The organism is Micromonospora trifolii, from assembly GCF_050516465.1.
In the GTDB taxonomy this organism is placed as follows: Bacteria; Actinomycetota; Actinomycetes; order Mycobacteriales; family Micromonosporaceae; genus Micromonospora; species Micromonospora trifolii.
On sequence record NZ_CP191526.1, the window covers coordinates 1257177 to 1277640 of the forward strand.

The window sequence follows — 20464 nt, forward strand, 5'->3', positions numbered from 1 at the left end:
GCGCGCCGAACCAATGGCCGAACACATCCGGTCTCACCCGGAGATGTCGTCGTCACCCGCCATGTCTGGTCTCCCTGGTCGTACCGCTAACCCAACTCGCCGAGTCTAACAACGGATCGTCGCCCCGCCACAGGTTCCGGCCCACCTCCATCGATCTTGCACTTGCTGTCGAAGAAATGTCGCTTCTGCGGGCAATGGTCCCAGCAGAAAACGCAAGATCGGCGAGGTGTCAGCGGGGTCGGTACTCGACCTCGGGGCGGCCGGGGGTGCCGTAGCGGGGGGTTCGGGCGGCTCGGTCGACAGTCACCAGATACTCCAGGTAGCGGCGGGCGGTCACCCGGGAGATGCCGGTCAGCGCGCTCACCTCGGTCGCGGACAGCCCGACCTCCGCGCGGGTGCCGTCGGTGAGCGCGGCGCGTACCCGGTCGAGGGTCTGCGCGTCGAGCCCCTTGGGCAGGCTGTGCCCCGCGGTGCCGCGCAGGGTGGCGAACATCTGGTCCACCTCGTGCTGGGCGGCGACCTCGCCGTCGGCGAGCGCCTGGGCGCGGTAGTCGGCGTACCGCTCCAGCTTGTCGCGGAACGCGGCGAACGTGAACGGCTTGAGCAGGTAGTGGGTCACCCCGAGGGACACCGCGGTGCGCACCACCGCCAGGTCCCGCGCGGACGTCACCGCGAGCACGTCGACGCTGCTGCCGGCCGCGCGCAGCGCCCGGCAGACGTCCAGGCCGTGCAGGTCGGGCAGCCGAAAATCCAGGAGTACGAGGTCCACGTCGCCGCCGCCGTTGGCGCGCAGGGCCGCCATCGCCGCCCGCGCGGTGTGCGCCACCCCGACCACCACGAAACCGGGAACCCGTTCGGTGTACGCGCTGTGCGCCTCGGCCAGCAGCGGCTCGTCCTCGACGACCAGCACCCGGATGGCGGTCATCACCGTTCGATCCTGCTCGGCAGCCGGACGGTGAACAGGCTGCCGCCGTCATCGGAGCGACCCACCTCGGCGCTACCGCCGTGCCGGCGCACCACCTGCCCGACCAGCGCCAGGCCGAGACCCCGGCCGGTGCTCTTGGTGGACCAGCCGCGCCGGAACGCGTCGGCGACCCGCTCCGGTGCCAGCCCGGGGCCGCTGTCGGCGACCCGGACCACCAGTTCGTCGTCGGCCGCGCCGACGAAGACCCGCACCCGGCGCGGCGCCGGCGTACCGGCCACCGCCTCCAGGGCGTTGTCGACCAGGTTGCCGACCACTGTGAGCAGGTCACCGGTCGGCAGCGGACTGTCGTCGAGGCGGCAGTCCGGCTCGATGACCAGATCCACCCCGCGCTCGCCGGCCTGTGCGGACTTGCCGAGCAGCAGGGCGGCCAACGCCGGCTCGGTCACCGCGCCGACCACCCGGTCGGTCAGCTGCTGGGCGAGGGCCAGGTCCCGGGTGCCGAGCCGTACGGCCTCGTCGGCGCGACCCAGCTCGACCAGGGTCAGCACGGTGTGCAGCCGGTTGGCCGACTCGTGGGTCTGCGCCTGCAACGCCTCGGTCAGCGCGCGCACCGAATCCAGCTCGCTGGCCAGGGTGCGCAGCTCGGTCTGGTCGCGCAGGGTCAGCACGGTGCCGAGCACCGCGCCCTCGAAGCGGGTGGTCCGCTGGTTGGCGACGAGCACCCGGTCACCGGCGACGATCGGCTCGTCACGGGCGTCGCGCCCGGAGTCGAGCAGCTCGGCCGCCGCGGGCGGCAGGTCGATCCCGGCCACCGGCTGGTCGATCACCGGCGCGTCCGCGTCGAGCCCCAACAGCCGGCGGCCCTCGTCGTTCACGAGAGCCACCCGACGATCGGTGGTCAGCACGACGAGACCTTCGCGCACCGAGTGCAGAACGGCGTCGTAGTACTCGTACATTCGGGTCATCTGCGCCGGTCCCAGGCCGTGCGTCTGGCGACGGAGCCGGCGGCTGAGCAGCCAGGAGCCCGTCGCGGCGAGCGCCAGAGCCGGCGCGACCACACCGAACAGCACCGGCAACTGGCCGAGCAGCTTCTTGTCGATCTCGCGGGTGGTGATGCCCACCGAGACCAGACCGACGAGGCGTCGCTGCTCGTCGTACACCGGAACGACCGCGCGCACCGACTCGCCGAGCGTCCCGACGTTGGTGGTGGTGAACGCGCGGCCCGCCAGAGCGGGCCCGATCTCACCGACGAACGGCTCGCCGATCCGGTCCTGCGTCGGGTGCGAGAAACGGGTGCGGTCGGGGGCCATCACCACCACGAAGTCGGTGCCCGTGGCCTGCCGGGTCGATTCGGCGTACGGCTGGAGGACCCTCGCGGGGTCGGCGGTCGTGAGGGCCGCGCGGACGTCGGGAGAGCCGGCCACGGTCTGCGCCACCGCGAGCACCTCCTCCTGCGCGGCCTGGCGGGAGTCGCTGCGGGCCAGCCAGACGGCGCCCGCCGCGCCGGCCAGCACGAGCAGCGTCACCACCACCGCCTGGAGGGCGAAGAGTTGTCCCGCGATGCTCCACTGGCGTCGGGCCACCTCCACCACCTCCTCGTCGCGCCACCGTTTCTGCCAACGCGGTGAACAGAATGACCGCAAGGCTGTCAACGGGTGAGACGCGCTTCACATTGTCGACATGGACACCACCGCATCCGCCACCACCCCGGCACCAGCGGTCCGCCGGGACCGTACCCGTTACCTGTATCTGGCCGTCATCGTGGCCGTGGTCGCCGGCATCGTGGTCGGCCTGGTCGCCCCCGATTTCGGCAAGGAACTCAAGCCGATCGGCACCGGCTTCGTCAACCTGATCAAGATGATGATCAGCCCGGTCATCTTCTGCACCATCGTGCTCGGCGTCGGCTCCGTACGGCAGGCCGCGAAGGTCGGCAAGGTCGGCGGTCTGGCCCTCGGCTACTTCCTGACCATGTCGACCGTCGCGCTCGCCATCGGCCTGGTCGTCGGCAACCTCATCCACCCCGGCTCCGGCCTGAACCTCGGCCCGGACCTCGTCGGCTCCGGCAAGGCCGCCGCCGGTGACGAGGCCGCCGGTACTGCCGACTTCCTGCTCGGGATCATCCCGACGACGCTGCTCTCCTCGCTCACCGAGGGCAAGGTGCTCCAGACGCTGCTGGTCGCCCTGCTGGTCGGCTTCGCCGTCCAGGCCATGGGCCGGCGGGGTGAGCCGGTGCTCAGCGCCATCACCGTCATCCAGCGGGTCGTCTTCAAGGTCCTCGCCATGATCATGTGGCTGGCGCCGATCGGCGCGTTCGGCGCGATGGCCGCGGTGGTCGGCGCGACCGGCGTGGACGCCCTCAAGAGCCTCGCCCAAATCATGGTGGGCTTCTACGCCACCTGTCTGATCTTCGTGCTGGTGTTCCTGGGCGCGCTGCTGTGGTTCGTGGCCCGGATCTCGATCTTCTCGCTGCTGCGTTACCTGGGCCGGGAGTTCCTGCTGATCCTGTCGACCTCGTCGTCGGAGTCGGCGCTGCCGCGGCTGATCGCCAAGATGGAGCACTTCGGCGTGAGCAAGCCGGTCGTCGGCATCACGGTGCCGACCGGCTACTCGTTCAACCTGGACGGTACGGCGATCTACCTGACCATGGCGTCGCTGTTCATCGCCGACGCGCTGGGCAAGCCGCTGGCCATCGGCGAGCAGATCTCGCTGCTGCTGTTCATGATCATCGCGTCGAAGGGTGCCGCCGGAGTCACCGGCGCCGGGCTGGCCACGCTGGCCGGCGGCCTCCAGTCACACCGGCCGGACCTCGTCGACGGGGTCGGGCTGATCGTCGGCATCGACCGGTTCATGTCGGAGGCGCGGGCGCTGACCAACTTCGCCGGCAACGCGGTGGCGACAGTGCTGGTGGGAACCTGGACCGGCGAGTTCGACCGGGAGCGGGCGGCCGCCGTGCTGAGCGGCAACGACCCGTTCGACGAGGCCACCATGGTCGACGAGCACGACGACGACGAGGCGGCGCCCCGCCCCGACGAGAAGCAGGCCGCGCCAGCCGGAGCCCCGGCCTGAGTCACGGCGTGGACCCGGGGTCGCGGCGGCGCAGCGCCGCCGCGACCCCGTCTGCCAGTGATCCACTCCGTTTCCCGAAAATCGGGGCATCCGAGCGGCCCCGACACCGCGCTTTCCTGAAATCCGAGTCGATCTTCGGGTACCGGGCGGGGAGGGTCGGAGGTGTCAGCGTCGGCGTGCTCGCCACATCGTGTGCTCCCGGGAGATCGCCGTCTCCGTGTCGTTCACGAACCGCGACAGTTCGGCCTCCGAGCCGATCCGGGTGGCGAGCGACCCGATGGCGGCAAGCTCCTGACTCGCCAGGGCATAGGCGGTGGCCACCGCGCCGTGTTGCCGTGTCTGCGTCCAGGCCGCGCCGGCCGCGACCGCTGCGGCGGCCACGCCGAGCAGGTCGACGTCGGTCAGCCCGGCAGCCCGCGACACGGCCAGGGTCACCCCGACTATCTCCAGCACGAGCATGCTGACCGACCAGCGGGTCGCCCGCGCTCGATTCGACAATGATCGTTCGGCGTACCAGGCTCGCTGGGCCTCAAGACGGTCGGTCAGGTACGCGGCGCGGCGCTCCTCGAGGGAGGCGGCCCGCAGTGTCCGCATTCCTTCCGTGATCTGTTGCCCCGCCACCGCTGGGGCCGCCAACCCGGCGGCCGCCATGTCTCGGGTCAGGCCCAACAGTCGGTTGGTGAATTCCTCGACGCTGTCCGAGTCGCTCTGCGCTCGGGGAAAAGGGTCAGCCGCGATGGTGAATCGCCACGTGAGCGACTTGATCGATTCGGAGAGGGCTCTGCCGACGTACCAGCGTTCATTGGGGCGATTGGTGAAAAGAAAGACCTCGACGATCGAGGTGGCGGCGAAGGCGCCCGCCGCGAGCGCCGGGCCCAGGGCGAAATCGTCGAGCTTCCACGTGGCGACTCCCGCGATCGCGGCCACCAGGAGCAGGGACAGCCGCAGCGCGATCAGGGTCGCGTACACGCGTTGGCCGCGCTGCGACTCGTAGGACACGGCACGCTGAAACGGGGGAAGATCCTCGGCCTTCAGCATGTCGTTGACCTCTCGACAGATCGTCCAGGGCGTCGACGGGGGTGAACAGCGATCCCGGCGAACAGTCGGTACGCAGGCTGTGTAGACAGTAGACCCCGCCGTCCACCCAGCCGGGCTGAGCGCGGGGGGCTAGGGCGTGGTGGTCTTGTCGCAGGGGACGCCGATGCCGAGGTCGACGGGGTCGTCCTGACCGTTAGACGTCACGATGAGCGGTACGCAGGCGGCCTGCGCCACCCAGGTGCCGCCGACGAAGGCCATCCACTGCGCCTGCCCACCCTCCGGCGCGCAGGCGTGCACCGTGACGGTCGCCGCAGGCGTGCCGGTGCCGCCCCAGCCGAGCCGGGCCTTGTCCTGCCAGCCCGGGGCCACCCGCAGGTCGACGACTGTGCCGGCGCGGACGACGAGCCCCCATTTGGCGAACAGCCGCGCCGCCGGGTCGGCCTCCCCGGAATCTTGCGCCGACAACACGCGGGCATCGGGCACCGCCACGTCCTTGCCCACCAGCCGGTAGCCCGTCGGCGGTGCCGCCAGCGCGTCGACCGATGGCGTGCAGGGTGGCCCACCACCGCTGGCGCCCGTCGACGGCGCGGCGTTGTCGGGCGGCGGCGTGGTGTGCTGGCGCGAGTCACCCGTCGGCGTGCAGGCGGACAGGACCACCACCAGGCTCAGGAAGCCCCACCAGGCGACGGGCCTGGTCCGGCTGCCAACCCCGGGCTCCGGGAGGCCCGGGGCACGTGGGGTCCGGGTCGCGCCGGCATGCGCACTCATCCGATATTCATAACCGCTGGCCGGACCCGGCGCGACCCTGGACAGCGGAGCCCGCCGTGGATCTGGCCACCGCGTCCCGGGGCGCCAACCCGACATGGCGGGCCAACTCAGCGCTGACGGCGGGCACCGCGATGGTTACGGTCGTGAATGCCGAGGTTTCCCGATCGTTCGAGGAGTGATCGCATGCCCCCCTCTCCGTCCCGGCTCTTCGCCGAGATAGCGACGGCCGAACCACCCGCCGAGACCAGAGTGGTCATGCGACGGGCGGTGGTGCTCGGTGGCAGCATGGCCGGGTTGCTGGCGGCCCGGGTGTTGAGCGACCACGCCGAGGAAGTGCTGATCATCGAACGGGATCCGTCCGATGTCGACGCCGGGCCACGGCCGGGCGTGCCCCAGGGCAGTCAGGTGCACGCGCTGCTGCCCGCCGGTCAGGTCCAGTTGGAGCGCTGGTTTCCCGGCATCGCCGACGAGGCGCTCGCGCTCGGCGCCCCGCCGCCACCGCGCGACCCGGGCACGGCGAAGGTCTTCGTGAACGGCATGTTGGGTCTGCCGCCTGCGGCGACCGGCACCGGGCCGGCGCTGATCACCACGCGCCCGTTCCTGGAGGCGCTGGTCCGTCGGCGCACCCTGGCCATCGACAACATCCGCCTGGTGTACGGGCGGGCGGAGGGCCTGGTCTTCGACGAGCGGCGGGTCACCGGCGCCCGGTACGTGCCCGAGGGTGGTACCGAGCCCATCGTCGAAGCCGCCGACCTGGTGGTCGACGCGATGGGGCGCTCCAGCCGGTTGAGCGACTGGCTCGCCGAGCACGGGTGGCCGCGTCCGCCGCTGCACCGCATGCCCATCAAGCTGAACTACGCCACGGCGCTCTTCAAGCGCGACGAGCAGGTCAGCGACGCCTGGGTGGCGGTCTTCCACACCATGGCGGGCAAGGGGCGTACCGCCCGGATCGGTGGAATCAACTCGGTCGAGGGGGACCGCTGGATCATGTTGGTGGCCGGCTACGACGGGGACCGGCCCAGCCGCGACGTCGCCGACTTCACCGCCCGCTGCCGGGAGCACTACCCGCAGATGTTCGGCGACATCGCCGAAAACGGGGAGATGCTCGGCGGGGTGGTCACGTACCACCAGGCGGACAGCCGACGCCGCGACTTCCACAAGCTCGACCGCCTGCCCGCCGGGTTGGTCGCCGCCGGCGACGCGGTCGCCTCCTTCAACCCGGTGTACGGCCAGGGCATGACCTCCGCGACACTGCACGCCTCCTGCCTGTCGAAGTACCTGCGGTCCGGTCCGAAGCCGCACGACGAGCCCGCGCGGGCGTACTTCGACAAGGTCCGCGTGGTGGTCGACGCCGCCTGGCAGATCTCCACCACCGCCGACATCGAGCTGCCGCACGTCGACGGGCCGTACCCGCCCGGCTACAAGGTCACCAAGTGGTTCGGGGAGCTGCTCTTCCGGGCGTCGCTGACCGATCCGGTGCTCAACGCCCGGCTGGGTCGGGTCACCACAATGCTCGACCACCCGGCCGCCCTGAGCCGCCCCGGCACCCTGTTCCGGGCCCTCCGGCTCGGGCTGCTCGGCAGCTCCCGGCGGTGATTCGTCGCCAAACCCGCCGCCCGTCGCGCGGCGCGGTGGAGAATGGTGGGCCGGGGAGGGGTGCTGCGACAAACCGGGGGAGCGGTCGTGCTCGGAACCAGCCTCCTTGGCCGGCTTCGCCGCCGTGACCCGGGTGACGCCATCCTGCGACGCGCGGCCCGACTGACGCTCGTCGCGTCCGTCGTCTTCTACGGCTGCCGGTACGGGGCGGGCAGCTCGACGCTCGCCACGTACGGGTTGTTCGGCACGATCGCCGCCGGGTCGTTCGCGCAGCTACCTGGTCCGGCGCCGCAACGGGCGCGGATCCTCGTGCTGTCGCTGCCGGTGGTGTGGGCGCTGATCGCGCTGGGCTCGCTGTTGGCGTGGAGCACCTGGGCTGCCGCCGGTGGCATGCTGGTCGTCGGGTTCGTGGTGGCGTTCGCCGGGGTCGGCAACCCGCGTCTGGTGGGGTTGGCGAGCGCGTTCCAGCTCTTCTACATCCTGGCGTCGTTCCCGCCGTACCAGCCGGGCACCCTGCCGGAGCGACTCGGTGGGGTGACCCTCGCCGTCGTGCTGCTCGCCGCGGCCGAGGTGTTTCTCTGGCCCGACCCGGTGCCGGTTTCCTACCGGCAGCGCCTCGCCGAGGCGGCGGACGGCGTTTCCGCCTTCCTCGACGCCGCCGCCGAGAGGTTGACCGACCCGCACGCCGCTGCGGGTGATCGGGACGCGCGGCGCGAGCGGGCGTACGACGTGGTGGCGGCGATCGAGCTGAACCGCAGCCCTCCGGAGTGGGCGCCCACCGCCGCCGGCGCTCAGGATCGGGCGTTGCGGATCTGCGCGACCGCGTTGCGGGAGGTGCTCGCCGAGGCGGACCGGTTGGCGGCGGACGCCCCGCCGGAGCCGATCCCGGACCTGGCGGCGGCGCGTCTGCTGCGCTCCTGCGCGGACACCACCCGCGCGGCCGGCCGGAGCCTGTCCCCGGGTGCCCCGGCGGTGGCCCCGGCCGACCTGGACGTGGCGGTCGGACGAGCCGAGGCGGCGTACCCCATTGCAGAGGGTCAGGCCCGCGACGCGCCGGACGTACCCCGGTTGTGCCGGGACGCGACCGCGCTGGCCCTCGCGGACCAGGTGCGGGTCTTCGTCGTCGGCTCCCGGGTGGCCACCGGGGCGCGGCTCGCCGGCGACGACGCCTCCTCGGCGCTGTTCGAGTACGTCCGGCGCAGCCCGTGGACGCTGTACTGGTGGCAGTTCCGCGCCCACCTGGCGCCGCGCTCGGCCCACCTGCACAGCTCACTGCGGCTGGCCGTGGCGCTCGCCATCGCCCGGGTGGCCGCCGGGGTGTTGCAGCTGACCCACGGCTTCTGGGTGCTGCTGGCCACCCTCACGGTCCTGCGCACCTCGGCCGCCGACACCCGCACCGCGCTGCGGCCGGCCGTGCTGGGCACGATCATCGGTGCGGTCGTCAGCGGCGGGGTGATGCTCGTCGTCGACGAGCCGATCGTGTACGCCGTCGTGCTGCCGGTCACCCTGCTGCTGGCCTTCGGCGTCGGCCGCCTGCTCGGTCCGGTGTGGCAGCAGGCGCTGTTCACAGTGCTGTTGACAGTCGTCTTCGCCCAGCTCAGCCCGGAGGGGTGGCGGCTCGCCGAGGCCCGCCTCGTCGACGTGCTGCTCGGCGCGGTGATCGGCGTGCTCGCCGGGGTGGCGATCTGGCCGCGCGGCGCGGGCCACGACCTGCGGCACAACGCCACCCGCTACCTGGCGGCCAGTGCGGACGCTGTCGAACAGACGGTTCAGGCGATGCTCGGCGATGCTCCGCCGCCTGCCGGTGCCCTCGGCCGGGTCCGTCGCCGCATGGTCCTGATCGACTCGTCGTACTGCCAGTACCACTCGGAGCGGCACGATCCGCACCGTCAGCAGGTGAACTGGGACGCCGTGCTGAGCGCCGGGCACCAGGTCGTGCCTGGCGCGGAGTCGCTGCTGCGCCGCAACCCGCCTGGCTGCCTCGCCGGCTGGCCCGGGGCGGCGGCGCTGCTGCGAGACTCCGTCGGGCGACTGCGGTCGGCGTACGACGCCCTCGCCGCCGAGGTCGCCCACGGCCGGACATCGGACCGGGCGCCGGCCTCGACCAGCTGCGTCAACCAGTTGGACCGGATCCGTCCGCTCCTCGGCGAGGCCGACCACCAGTCGGTCCGGCACCTGGTGGAGGTCGACCGGTGGCTCGCCGGCCTCGCCGACAGTCTGGCCCGGATCCGCCCACCCGCTGCCGACGAGTCGATCGGGCGCCGTCGTAGGCCGTGAGGCCGGTGTCGCCGGCGTCGATGTGACCGATCCGGTGCCCCAACCAGTCAACACATGTGGAAGCCCACCGGGGCCACGGGAGGAAACATGGACCAGAACCTGCGGGTGCTCTTCGACCGCGCTGTCGCCGACGAGCCCGAACTAACCCTTGTCGACCTGGTCGGTGACGCGGTGGCCGCCGGCACCACCCTGCGTCGACGCCGGCAACGGCTGGCGGCGACCGGTGCCGCAGCCCTGGTCGCCATCGCGACGGTGGCTGTGGTGAACGTGGCGACACCGCCGCAAGGGTCGGCGCCGGCACCGACGACGGTGCCGGCAGCGTTCGGCATGCTGGTGAACAAGGAATGCGGGGCTCCCGCCGGGGAGACCGCGACCGACGCCGCGGTCTTCCTTGCCCTGGAGGTCACCGATCAGCAGCGCGGTGCGGTCAACCGCGCGCTGGACGCGGACCCGGCGGTCGGGACTGTGGCGTATGAGAGTCGCGAGGTGGCGCTGAAGAAGTTCAAGAAGGTGTACCCGGACGCACACGAACTCGACGACCACATCGTTTCCAGCCAACTGCCGGAGTCGTTCCGGATCAGGCTCGTCGCGCGGTCCCAGTACGCGGAACTGGCCGCGCGGGTCGAACGTCTGCCCGGTGTCGAAGCGATCATCGGCATCGACTGCCCGGCCGGCACCGACGCATCGGTGGTCGACTGATGGCGGGTGCCCGCTGGGGCGCGGCTCGACGGCGCGAGCAGACCGCCCAGCAGGCGGAGTTCACCGCGTTCGTCGAGACCACCGCACCGAAGCTGCGGCGTACCGCCTACCTGATGTGTCGCGACTGGCACCTCGCCCAGGACCTCACCCAGACGACCTTCGCGAAGATGTACGCGAACTGGGGCCGGATCCGGCGCACCGCGAACCTCGAGGCGTACAGCCGCCGGGTCCTCATGAACGCCGTCTTCGACCAGAACAAGCGGCGCAGCGCCGCCGAGGTCGTGCTCGCCGAGCTGCCGGAGGTGTCGCCGCAGCGGCCCGACGACACCACGGAGCTGCACGTTGCCCTGCTCCAGGCGTTGGCCACCCTGCCGATCCGCGACCAGGCCATCGTGGTGCTCCGGCACTGGGAGGATCAGAGCGTCGAGGCAGTCGCCAGCACCCTCGACGTCTCCGTGTCGGTGGTCAAGATGCAGAACGCCCGCGCGTTGACCAAGCTGCGGGCGTTGCTCGGTCAGGACTTCGTCCGAATCTGACAGGCCGCCGATCGCCGATTGGCCGTGCCCGTCGCGCGTCGCTCGGCCTAGCGTCGACGGCATGGAGATCGAGCAGGCGCAGAAACTGTGGCAGCCGGAGCCGGGCTGGTTGAACACGGCCAGCTACGGGTTGCCGCCGGAGCCGGCGTGGGCGGCGTTGCAGGAGGCTCTCGCCGCCTGGCGGGTTGGTCGTACGTCGTGGGAGGGCTGGGGCGAGTCGACGCATCAGGCTCGCGTCGCCTTCGCCGGCCTCATCGGGGTGCCGGTCGGTGACGTGGCGGTCGGCGCGGCGGTGTCCCAGCTCCTCGCGCCGGTCGCGGCGGCGCTGCCGGCCGGTGCCACGGTGGTGGTCCCCGAGGTCGAGTTCACCTCGAACCTCTTCCCCTGGCTGGTTCAGGAGGAGCGTGGCGTCAAGGTCCGCACGGTGCCGCTGGAGTCCCTGGTCGACGCCATCGACGCCGATACCGATCTGGTGGCGTTCAGCCTGGTGCAGTCGGCCGACGGGGCGGTCGCGGCGTACGACGAGATCGTGGCCGCGGCCCGCGCGCACGGCACGCTGGTGGCGGTGGATGCGACCCAGGCGTGTGGCTGGCTGCCGTTCGACGGCAGCCGGGCCGACGTGGTGGCGGTGGGCGGCTACAAGTGGCTGATGAATCCGCGCGGGACGGCGTACGCCTATCTGGCCCCCGGGTTGCGCGAGCGGCTGCGCGCCGACGCGGCCGGCTGGTACGCGGGCCGCGACCCGCACGCCTCCTACTACGGCCCGCCGCTGCGGCTGGCCGACGACGCCCGCCGGTTCGACATCTCACCGGCCTGGTTCAGCTGGGTCGGTGCGGCGCCCGCCCTGGAGGTGGTCGCCGAGATCGGCGTGTCGGCGATCGGGGCGCACAACGTGGCACTGGCCAACCGGTTCCTGACCGGGCTGGGCCGGGCACCGGGGGAGAGCGCCATCGTCAGCGTGGACGTGCCCGACGCGGAGCAGCGCCTCGCGGCTGCCGGCATCCGGGCGGCGGTGCGCGCCGGACGGGTCCGGGCCTCGTTCCACATCTACTCCACCGAGGCCGACGTGGACGCCGCGCTGACCGCGTTGACCGGGTAGGCCGGCCGCGCCCGTTGCGGGCACGGCCGACCGGTCAGGAGCAGATGCTGAAGGTCGCGCCCGTGTACGCGAGAGGCTGCCACTCCAGATCGGGCCCGAGGCTCATGTCCCACCTGCCGTTCGGGAGGCGGCCGAAGTAGATGAAGTTGCTGCCGAGCCCGTCGTAGTAGAACCAGTTGTCGCCCTCGTACGTGCTGAGGCGGGTTGCCGCCCTGGCGAGGGTCCTGGGGCCGACGATGCCGTCGCTCACCAGGCCCCGGTCGCGCTGCCACCGCTTGGTGGCGGCCGTCGTCGCCGCGCCGAACCGGCAGTCGAGGCCGGAGGCGGCAAGGTAGCCGTCCGCCAGCAGGATCTTCTGCCACATGGCGACGACGTTGTTGTAGGACCGGGTCGACGCGGAGATGGGGCCCTCGTCGTTCCAATCGTCGGTCCAGGTGCCCGAGCCCGCGACGTACCCCTGGCTGACGCTCGCGGACGCGGGCGCGGCCGCGATGACGACAGCGCCGGCGGTGGCGACGGCCATCGCCACCGTGGCGGCTCTGCTTCGTAGGAACATGCGTATCCCCCTCTGGCTGATCGGACGGGTGGTACGCGATACACGTCTCGCCACGCCGCTCTGTTGCACGTCAGTCAGGGAACGGACACGTGGGCTCAGGCCAGGTGGCCACCGATCTTCGTGTAGCCGCGCAGCAGGTCCCGCGAGATGATCAGCCGCTGCATCTCGTCGGTGCCCTCGAAGATCCGGTAGAGCCGGACCTGCCGGTACCAGCGTTCGATCGGCAGCTCTCGGGTGTAGCCCATGCCGCCGTGGATCTGGAGCACCCGGTCGACCACCCGGTTGACCATGCCGGCGCCGTAGAGCTTGCCCATCGACGAGGCGTGCCGGGGGTCCAGGCCCGCGTCGACAGTCCACGCCGAGCGCAGCACCAGCCAGCGGGCCGCCTCCAGCTCCGTCTCGGAGTCGGCGATCATCCACTGGATGGCCTGGTTGGTGCCGATCTTCGTGCCGAAGGTCTCGCGGGTGTTGGCGTACTCGATGGCCATCTGCAACACCCGCTCGGCGATGCCGATGGCGTGCGACGGGATGGTGTAGCGCCCCTTGCCGATCCACTCCATGCCGAGCGTGAAGCCCTGCCCGATCTCACCGAGGATGTTGCGGTGCGGTACGCGTACGCCGTCGAAGATGAGTGATGCGGGCCCGCCCTCGCCCATCGTCTGGATGAACTCCGAGCGCCAGCCCATCGACCGGTCCACCAGGAACGCCGTGGCGCCGCCGTTGCGGGCGCCCTTCTCCCGGTCGGTCACCGCGACCACGATGGCGAAGTCGGCATCGTGACCGCCGGTGATGAAGGTCTTCTCGCCGTCGAGGATCCAGTCGTCGCCGTCGCGGCGGGCGGACAGCCGGATGTTGGCCGCGTCGGATCCGGCGCCCGGTTCGGTGATCGCGAAGCAGGAGCGTCGCTCGCCCTCGATGGTCGGGATGAGGAACTCCCGCTTCTGCTCCTCGGTGGCGTGGAACAGGATGTTGTCCGCCTCGCCGCCGAAGCGGAACGGCACGAACGTGTGGCCCAGCTCGGTCCAGATCAACGACTGGAGTACGGCTGGCAGGTTCATCCCGCCGTACTCCTCCGGGGTGGCCAGGCCCCAGAAGCCGAACTTGCGCGCCTTGAGTTGCAGTTCGCGCACCTCGGAGTGGTCGAGGCCCGGCTGGTGCGCCCGTTCCCGGCGGAGCACCTCCGCTTCCAGGGGCATCACCTCGCGGGTTATGAACGCGCGCACGGTGTCTCGGACGGCGCGTTCCTCGTCGGACAGTGCGAAGTCCACGGTTCCCCCTCGGTCGGCGTGGTGGTGCGCCGCCACGGCCGTAGCGGTCCCTCATAAACTAGCGGTGTAAGTTTTCATTCGTCCAGACCCCTTCTCCGGCCGACGTGGTGACGCCTGCCCGCAGGCGGTCCCCGATAGGGTGCGTGAACAGGTGGTTCCCACGGGGAGGGACACCGCAGACCGAGGAGTTCTGACGTGCCCCGACCTCGACGGCCTCTGCTCACCCGCGACCGGATCGTCGAGACGGCGCTCGCGCTGATCGACGCCGACGGGCTCGGCGCGCTCTCCACCCGCCGACTCGCCGCCGCGCTCGGCGTACAGGGCCCCTCGCTCTACAACCACTTCGCCACCAAGGACGAGATCCTCGACGCGGTCGCCGACACGGTCACCGGTGCCGTCGACACCAGCGGCTTCGCCAGCCGGGACTGGCTCGCCGCGCTGCGGGACTGGGCCTGGTCGTACCGGAGGGCGCTCACCGCGCACCCGAACATCGTGCCGTACCTGGCGCAGGGGCCGGGTCGTCGACCGGCTGCCCTCGCCATGGCCGACGCGGTCTACGGCGGGCTGGTCCGGGCCGGTTGGCCGCCGGCCCGCGCCACCCACATCGGCGCGGCGCTGCGGTACTTCGTGGCCGGGTCGGCGCTCGGCTCGTTCGCCCGCGGTTTCGTCGAGGACCCGGAGCTGTACGCGGCGCACTACCCGCACCTGCGCCAGGCCCACCGGCTCGCCGAACACCAGCAGAGCGTGGACGAGGGCGCCTTCGCCCTGGGCCTGGACGCCCTGCTGCACGGACTGGCCGCCGAGTACAACCGCACCGTCGAGACGGTGGAGTCCGCCCGGCCCAACGGGTAGCGTCCAAACTCCCAGCGCTAGTTTCATCGCCCGTCGCGACCCCCGTCGCCATCGCCCATCGCCCACCCTCGAAGGGACGACATGGACCTCGCCGCCCCGCCGTCGCTGTTGCCCGACTCCCTGCGCCTGCGGCGCCACCTGCACGTCGGCGGGGAGTGGACGCCTCCCGCCGACGCCGGTCTCATCGACGTGGAGAACCCGAGCACCGGGGAGCTGATCGGTCAGGTGCCGGCCGGCACCCCGGCCGACGTGGAACGCGCCGTGGCCGCGGCCCGGGCCGCGTTTCCCGGTTGGTCGGCCGCCACCCCCGCCGAGCGCTCCGCCCACCTCGACCGGCTGCACGCGGCGCTCACCGCCCGCGCCGACGACCTCGCCCGCACCATCGCCGTGGAGCTGGGCTCGCCTCTCAAGCTCGCCGCCCGGGTGCAGGTCGGGCTCCCGCTGACAGTGCTGCGCGACCACGTCGCGCTCGCCGCCCGCGCGCCGATCGAGGAGAGCATCGGCAACTCCCTCGTCGTCCGCGAGCCGATCGGCGTGGTCGGCGCGATCACCCCGTGGAACTACCCACTGCACCAGGTGATGGCGAAGCTCGCACCCGCCCTGGCCGCCGGCTGCACTGTGGTGCTCAAACCCAGCGAGCTGACCCCGTTGACCGCGTACCTGCTCTTCGACGCGGTCACCGAAGCCGGCCTACCGCCGGGCGTGCTCAACCTGGTCCCCGGCACCGGGCCGGTGGTCGGCGAGGCGCTCGCCGGGCACCCCGACGTCGACCTGGTCTCCTTCACCGGCTCCACCGCCACCGGCGCGCGGATCATGCGGCTCGCCGCCGACCGGATCGCCCGGGTCGCGCTGGAACTCGGCGGGAAGTCCGCCAACGTGATCCTTCCCGACGCCGACCTGGCCACCGCCGTCAAGGTGGGCGTCGGCAACGCCCTGCTCAACTCCGGGCAGACCTGCACCGCCTGGACCCGGATGCTGGTGCACCGCGACCGGTACGACGAAGCCCTCGACCTGATCGCCACGGCCGTGGCCGGCTACCGACTCGGCGACCCGTTCGACTCGGCGACCCGGCTCGGCCCGCTGGTCTCCGCCGCCCAGGCCGAGCGGGTGCGTGGCCACATCGACCGGGCCCTCGCCGACGGCGCCCGGCTGGTCGCCGGCGGGCCCGACGCCCCGGTGCCGACCCGGGGGCACTTCGTCGCCCCGACCGTCTTCGCCGACGTGCACCCCGACAGCGCGCTCGCCCAGGAGGAGGTCTTCGGCCCGGTGCTCGCCGTCATCCCGTTCGCCGACACCGACGAGGCGGTCGCCATCGCCAACAACTCGAAGTACGGGCTGGCCGGCGCAGTCTGGTCCGCCGACACCGACGCGGCGCTCGCGGTGGCCCGGCGGCTGCGCACCGGCGCGGTCGACATCAACGGTGCCCCGTTCAACCCGCTCGCCCCGTTCGGCGGCTACAAACAGTCCGGCCTGGGCCGGGAGTTGGGCGTGCACGGGCTGGCCGAGTTCTGCGAGCTGAAGGCGATCCAGCGATGACCGACCCCGAGCTGTCCCCGGCCGCGCCCAGCGGCGGCACCGAACTGTCCCCGGCCGCGCCGGGCGGCGGCGCCGAGCCGGCGCCCGCGCCGGTCATCGTTCGCGCGCTGGTCGCGCGCGGGTCCGGCGCCGAGCTGCGGGTCGAGCGGGTACGCCTGCCCGCGCCCGGCCCCGGCGAGGTGCGGGTGACCATCAGGGCGGCCGGTGTCTGCCACTCCGACCTGTCCATGGTCAACGGCACCCTCGCCGCGAGGTTCCCGCTGGTCCTCGGGCACGAGGCGACCGGAGTGGTGGCCGAGGTCGGGCCGGGCAGCCAGCTGACCGTCGGCACACCGGTCGTCCTCAACTGGGCACCGGCCTGCCGGGCCTGCTGGTGGTGCCGGCGCGGCGAGCCGTGGCTCTGCGCCGACACCACGGCCCCGACCGTGCCGCGCGGCGAGACCGAGGACGGGGTACCGCTGCACCTGACCCTCGGCCTCGGCGCACTCGCCGAGGCGGTGGTGGTACCCGAGCGTGCCGTCATTCCGATCCCCGCCGGGCTGCCGCCCGAGCAGGCCGCACTGCTCGGCTGTGCGGTGCTCACCGGTGTCGGCGCGGTCCGGAACACCGCCCGGGTGACACCCGGCGAGTCGGTCGCGGTCGTCGGGCTCGGTGGGGTCGGGCTCGCCGTGCTCAGCGCGGCCCGCCGGGCCGGTGCCACGACGATCCTGGCCATCGACGTCGCCGAGGCGAAGCGGGACCTGGCGCTCGCCGCCGGGGCGACCGACTTCCTGCTCTCCGACGACCGGCTCTCCAAGGAGGTACGGGCGCGCACCGAGAGCCGCGGCGTCGACCACGCCTTCGAGTGCGTCGGACGCGCCGCGACGATCCGGGCTGCCTGGCGGCTCACCCGGCGTGGGGGAGCGGTGACAGTGGTCGGCATGGGCGCCAAGGACGACATGGTCAGCCTGGGGGCGCTGGACATCTTCCACTCCGCGCGCACGCTGCGCTCCTCGGTGTACGGCTCGTCCGACCCGGACCGGGAGGTGCCGGTGCTGGCCGCCGAACTCGCCGACAGCGCACTGGATCTGGGTGTGCTGGTCAGCGGAACGATTCCGTTGGAGGAGGCGCCCGCGGCGTTCGAACGGCTGGCGCGGGGCGAGGGCGCTCGCTGGGTGGTCACCCTGGACTGAGGCTCGTCACAGCCGGGATCTCAGCACATTGACGATCTCAGCACATCGACCTCGCAGCCTGGTGCGGACGGGTCGAAGCCGTGCTCGACGAGCCAGCGGATCGCCAGCAGGCTTCGCAACGACCACCACGCGCGGATCACGTCGAGGTCGACGTCGGCGCGATAACCGGCGAGGACGTCGCCGAGGTGCTCCTCGTGGCCGAGCGTCAAGGTGGCGAGGTCGAAGAGGGCGTCGCCCTGGCACGCCTCGGACCAGTCGAGCACGCCGGTGATCTCGTCTCCGTCGACGAACACGTGGGTGATCTGTAGGTCGCCGTGGGTGAAGACCGGGGTCCACGGGCGGAGCGCCGCCTCGGCAATCTGGCGGTTGCGTGTGACCAGGTCGGTGGGGAGAACGCCGTTGCCGACGAGCCACTCGCACTCGGCGTCGAGTTGCGATGTCAACTCGTCGCGGCAGCGGCCGGGCCATGGCGGTAGCGGCGCGTCGTGCAGCTTGCGCACGGCGGCGCCCGCTGCGGCCCACGCCGCCGGAGACGCGGTCGAAGGCTCGCCGAGGCGGCCGAGCGCCGTTCCGGGCAGGGCGGCGAGGGCGAGCACGGGCGGCTTGCGCCAGAGAACCTCGGGGGTCGGGAGCGGCGCCAGCGCCATCGCCTCGGCCTCGACGTCGGTGCGCCCCGGATCAGCGTCGATCTTCAGGAACACGTCACCGACGCGCAGGGTCACGCGTTCCTGATGGGCGACGACGACTTCGACCTCCGGCACAACGGCCATTGTCGCGACACGGCCATCGACATCCCAGCGGTTTCTCGGGAGCGACCGGCGTGGTTGGCCAGGTGCCCTGGGTCGACCCGGGAAGGGTCAACCCTGGGCACCCGGGCGACGAGAGCCGGGCGACTGGTCAGAAGGGCGGGGCGTCCTCGCCCATCAGCGCCAGCACGACGCCGCCCTTGCCGCTCTTGAGGCCTTGGACCACGACCTTGCCGGTGCTGCCGTCGGGCAGCTCCAAGGTGAAGGTCTTTCCGACCGCGTTCTTGGGGCCGTTGCCGGCGCTGTTGGCGGGCCGGAAGTCGCCTGCCCAGGGCGGAATCCCGCCCCTACGGGCCGGCTCGGCGAAGAGCGCGGCGGTGCCGGGGGTCCTGGTGCCGTCTGAGGAAAGGAGCACTGAGGCGCTGCGAAAGGTAGCCATATGCGCCAAGGCTAACCCGGAACATGCCGTTCGCGGCACCACAGCTGCCCGGAACGGCGATTCAGTCAACCTCTCGACCCCTGACGTTGCGCCAGCAGTCATACCTAGCAGTACTATGCATCGTACCTCTAGGTTTGGGAGCGGGAGGCTTCGTGAAGGTCGCCAAGGATCTGGTCGCCGCCTCGGCGACGCCGATGGTGCTCGGCATCCTGGCTGAGGGCGAGAGCTACGGCTACGCCATCCTCAGGCGGATCAACGAGCTGTCCGGGGGTGAGCTGGACTGGACCGAAGGGCTGCTGTACCCGTTGCTGCACCGGCTCGAGCGCCTCGGCCACCTGGAGTCGAGCTGGCAGGCGGTCGCCGGCGAGCGGAAGCGCAAGTACTACCGCATCACCGACCGGGGTCTGGCCGAGCTGGCCGAGCAGCGCCGGCAGTGGGACACCGTGGTGGGCGCGCTCAAGGAGATCTGGCACGACCGCGCGCCGCTGACGGTGCACCCGTTGGAGGGCCTGGCATGACGGCGCACGAGGGGCCGCAGGAGCTGGAAGCGCAGTTCGAGCAGTGGCGCCAGTACGTGCTGCGCCGCCGGGAGCTGCAAGCGGTGGACGCCGACGAACTGGAAGACCACCTTCGCGGCTCCGTCGACGAGCTCGTCGCCGCTGGCCTGAGCCCGGACGAGGCGTTCCTGGTCGCGGTGAAACGAATGGGCAGCCTCGACGACCTCTCCCGCGAGTTCGCCCGGGAACATTCCGAACGGTTGTGGAAGCAGTTGGTGCTGACCGGCGACTCCGGCAGCCCGGTCGGCGGCACGCGCTCCCGCCGGGACCTGTGGGTCATGCTCGGCTGTGCGGCGGGTGCGGTGGTGTCCGTCAAGGTGCCGGCGCTGTTCGGGCTGAGCTTCGCCGACGACGGCTCGTTCTACGCGCGGAACTTCACACTGTTCGCGCTGCCCTGGCTGGCGGCGTTCCTGGCCTGGCGCCGGGGAGCCCGACGGTCGGTGATCGCGGCACTGGCGGTGCTCTTCGTCCTCGGCGCCGTGGCGGCCAACGCCTACCCCCTGGCGGACGATTCGCAGTCCGTGGTCGTCACCAGCATCCACCTGCCCATCGCTCTGTGGCTGGTGGTCGGCCTGGCCTATGTCGCCGACGACTGGCGCTCGTCCCGTCGACGCATGGACTTCATCCGGTTCACCGGCGAGTGGTTCATCTACCTGGTGCTGATGGCCCTCGGTGGGGGCGTGCTCTCCGCGTTCCTGTTCAACACCTTCGCGGCCATCGGGATCGTCCCGGAGGCGTTCATCTCGCAGTGGCTGCTGCCCGGAGGTGCCGCGGCCGCGGTCGTGGTGGCGGGGTGGCTCGTCGAGGCCAAGCAGAGTGTCGTCGAGAACATCGCGCCGGTCCTCACCCGGCTGTTCACCCCGCTCTTCACCGCCGCCCTGCTCGCCTTCCTCGTCGCTGTCGTCTGGACCAGCCACGGCATCGACGTCGAGCGGGAGGCGCTGCTCCTCTTCGACCTCCTGCTGGTCGTGGTGCTGGGGCTGCTGCTCTACTCACTCTCGGCCCGTGACCCGCTGGCCCCGCCCGGCCCGTTCGACAAACTCCAACTCGCGCTCGTGGTCAGTGCGTTGGCCATCGACGTGCTGGTGCTGCTGGAGATCACCGGGCGCATCACCGACGAGTACGGCGGCACGCCCAACCGGGCGGCAGCGCTCGGCGAGAACGTGATCCTGCTGGTCAACCTCGCGTGGTCGGCGTGGCTGCTGCTGTCCTTCATCCGTCGGCGCACGCCGTTCGCGACGCTCGAACGGTGGCAGACCGGCTATCTGCCGGTGTACGCCGCGTGGGCCTGGATCGTGGTCCTCGTCTTCCCGCCGCTGTTCAGCTTCGCCTAG

Annotated in this window: 20 protein-coding genes; 12 read left to right on the forward strand and 8 right to left on the reverse strand. The window is 71.8% G+C overall.

What is annotated here, in order from left to right:
* Positions 1 to 229: 229 nt before the first annotated feature.
* The gene (locus tag ACQRWP_RS05765; protein ID WP_430503134.1) at positions 230 to 925 is read right to left on the reverse strand and encodes a response regulator; all 696 of its coding nucleotides are present in this window, start codon (positions 923 to 925) and stop codon (positions 230 to 232) included.
* On the reverse strand, positions 925 to 2508 hold the full coding sequence (locus tag ACQRWP_RS05770) for an ATP-binding protein (RefSeq protein ID WP_430501141.1): 1584 nt from the start codon (positions 2506 to 2508) through the stop codon (positions 925 to 927). The genes ACQRWP_RS05765 and ACQRWP_RS05770 overlap by 1 nt, the downstream gene beginning before the upstream one ends.
* 97 nt (positions 2509 to 2605) lie before the next feature.
* On the opposite strand from ACQRWP_RS05770, the gene ACQRWP_RS05775 reads away from it, so the two are divergent.
* Entirely contained in the window at positions 2606 to 3991 is a 1386-nt protein-coding gene (locus ACQRWP_RS05775; RefSeq protein WP_430501142.1) for a cation:dicarboxylate symporter family transporter, read from the forward strand.
* Between the two features lie 165 nt (positions 3992 to 4156).
* Here ACQRWP_RS05775 and ACQRWP_RS05780 read toward each other — a convergent pair whose 3' ends face one another.
* Together ACQRWP_RS05780 and ACQRWP_RS05785 are read right to left on the reverse strand one after the other, a co-directional pair.
* Positions 4157 to 5029 carry a DUF4231 domain-containing protein gene (locus ACQRWP_RS05780; protein WP_430501143.1) on the reverse strand — a complete coding sequence of 291 codons (873 nt, stop codon included), beginning with the start codon at positions 5027 to 5029 and terminating at the stop codon, positions 4157 to 4159.
* 129 nt (positions 5030 to 5158) lie between these two features.
* A complete protein-coding gene (locus tag ACQRWP_RS05785; RefSeq protein ID WP_430501144.1) occupies positions 5159 to 5797 on the reverse strand; it encodes a hypothetical protein in 639 nt (212 codons plus the stop codon).
* Positions 5798 to 5853: 56 nt separating this feature from the next.
* On the opposite strand from ACQRWP_RS05785, the gene ACQRWP_RS05790 reads away from it, so the two are divergent.
* The 6 genes from ACQRWP_RS05790 (at position 5854) to ACQRWP_RS05815 (ending at position 12004) form a co-directional block, all read left to right on the forward strand.
* Positions 5854 to 5976, forward strand: a complete 123-nt coding sequence (locus ACQRWP_RS05790) for a hypothetical protein (protein ID WP_430501145.1) — start codon at positions 5854 to 5856, stop codon at positions 5974 to 5976.
* Between the two features lie 4 nt (positions 5977 to 5980).
* Complete coding sequence (locus ACQRWP_RS05795) at positions 5981 to 7393, forward strand: FAD-dependent oxidoreductase (protein ID WP_430501146.1); 1413 nt, start codon at positions 5981 to 5983, stop codon at positions 7391 to 7393.
* Between the two features lie 87 nt (positions 7394 to 7480).
* Positions 7481 to 9670 carry an FUSC family protein gene (locus ACQRWP_RS05800; protein ID WP_430501147.1) on the forward strand — a complete coding sequence of 730 codons (2190 nt, stop codon included), beginning with the start codon at positions 7481 to 7483 and terminating at the stop codon, positions 9668 to 9670.
* Between the two features lie 87 nt (positions 9671 to 9757).
* Positions 9758 to 10369, forward strand: coding sequence for a permease-like cell division protein FtsX (locus ACQRWP_RS05805; protein WP_430501148.1), 612 nt, complete (start codon positions 9758 to 9760; stop codon positions 10367 to 10369).
* Positions 10369 to 10905: a SigE family RNA polymerase sigma factor gene (locus ACQRWP_RS05810; RefSeq protein ID WP_430501149.1), complete on the forward strand. Its 537-nt coding sequence runs from the start codon at positions 10369 to 10371 to the stop codon at positions 10903 to 10905. Before ACQRWP_RS05805 ends, ACQRWP_RS05810 begins: the two co-directional genes overlap by 1 nt.
* 61 nt (positions 10906 to 10966) lie before the next feature.
* The gene (locus tag ACQRWP_RS05815; RefSeq protein WP_430501150.1) at positions 10967 to 12004 is read left to right on the forward strand and encodes an aminotransferase class V-fold PLP-dependent enzyme; all 1038 of its coding nucleotides are present in this window, start codon (positions 10967 to 10969) and stop codon (positions 12002 to 12004) included.
* A gap of 34 nt (positions 12005 to 12038) precedes the next feature.
* Here the strand turns inward: ACQRWP_RS05815 and ACQRWP_RS05820 are convergent, their stop codons facing one another.
* A complete protein-coding gene (locus tag ACQRWP_RS05820; protein WP_430501151.1) occupies positions 12039 to 12560 on the reverse strand; it encodes a peptidoglycan-binding domain-containing protein in 522 nt (173 codons plus the stop codon).
* Positions 12561 to 12655: 95 nt separating this feature from the next.
* Entirely contained in the window at positions 12656 to 13828 is a 1173-nt protein-coding gene (locus tag ACQRWP_RS05825) for an acyl-CoA dehydrogenase family protein (protein ID WP_430501152.1), read from the reverse strand.
* Positions 13829 to 14023: 195 nt separating this feature from the next.
* On the opposite strand from ACQRWP_RS05825, the gene ACQRWP_RS05830 reads away from it, so the two are divergent.
* The 3 genes from ACQRWP_RS05830 (at position 14024) to ACQRWP_RS05840 (ending at position 17388) form a co-directional block, all read left to right on the forward strand.
* Positions 14024 to 14680 carry a TetR/AcrR family transcriptional regulator C-terminal domain-containing protein gene (locus tag ACQRWP_RS05830; RefSeq protein ID WP_430501153.1) on the forward strand — a complete coding sequence of 219 codons (657 nt, stop codon included), beginning with the start codon at positions 14024 to 14026 and terminating at the stop codon, positions 14678 to 14680.
* A gap of 81 nt (positions 14681 to 14761) precedes the next feature.
* A complete protein-coding gene (locus ACQRWP_RS05835) occupies positions 14762 to 16216 on the forward strand; it encodes an aldehyde dehydrogenase family protein (RefSeq protein ID WP_430501154.1) in 1455 nt (484 codons plus the stop codon).
* Complete coding sequence (locus ACQRWP_RS05840) at positions 16213 to 17388, forward strand: alcohol dehydrogenase catalytic domain-containing protein (protein WP_430501155.1); 1176 nt, start codon at positions 16213 to 16215, stop codon at positions 17386 to 17388. Before ACQRWP_RS05835 ends, ACQRWP_RS05840 begins: the two co-directional genes overlap by 4 nt.
* A 20-nt stretch (positions 17389 to 17408) precedes the next feature.
* Here the strand turns inward: ACQRWP_RS05840 and ACQRWP_RS05845 are convergent, their stop codons facing one another.
* Together ACQRWP_RS05845 and ACQRWP_RS05850 are read right to left on the reverse strand one after the other, a co-directional pair.
* Complete coding sequence (locus tag ACQRWP_RS05845; protein ID WP_430501156.1) at positions 17409 to 18158, reverse strand: phosphotransferase family protein; 750 nt, start codon at positions 18156 to 18158, stop codon at positions 17409 to 17411.
* A 127-nt stretch (positions 18159 to 18285) separates the two neighbouring features.
* The gene (locus tag ACQRWP_RS05850) at positions 18286 to 18549 is read right to left on the reverse strand and encodes a hypothetical protein (RefSeq protein WP_091402229.1); all 264 of its coding nucleotides are present in this window, start codon (positions 18547 to 18549) and stop codon (positions 18286 to 18288) included.
* A gap of 176 nt (positions 18550 to 18725) precedes the next feature.
* Here ACQRWP_RS05850 and ACQRWP_RS05855 point away from each other — a divergent pair, with 176 nt between their 5' ends.
* Together ACQRWP_RS05855 and ACQRWP_RS05860 are read left to right on the forward strand one after the other, a co-directional pair.
* On the forward strand, positions 18726 to 19091 hold the full coding sequence (locus ACQRWP_RS05855) for a PadR family transcriptional regulator (protein WP_091401794.1): 366 nt from the start codon (positions 18726 to 18728) through the stop codon (positions 19089 to 19091).
* Positions 19088 to 20464 (forward strand): permease prefix domain 1-containing protein, encoded by a 1377-nt coding sequence (locus tag ACQRWP_RS05860; protein WP_430501157.1) that lies wholly within the window; start codon positions 19088 to 19090, stop codon positions 20462 to 20464. Before ACQRWP_RS05855 ends, ACQRWP_RS05860 begins: the two co-directional genes overlap by 4 nt.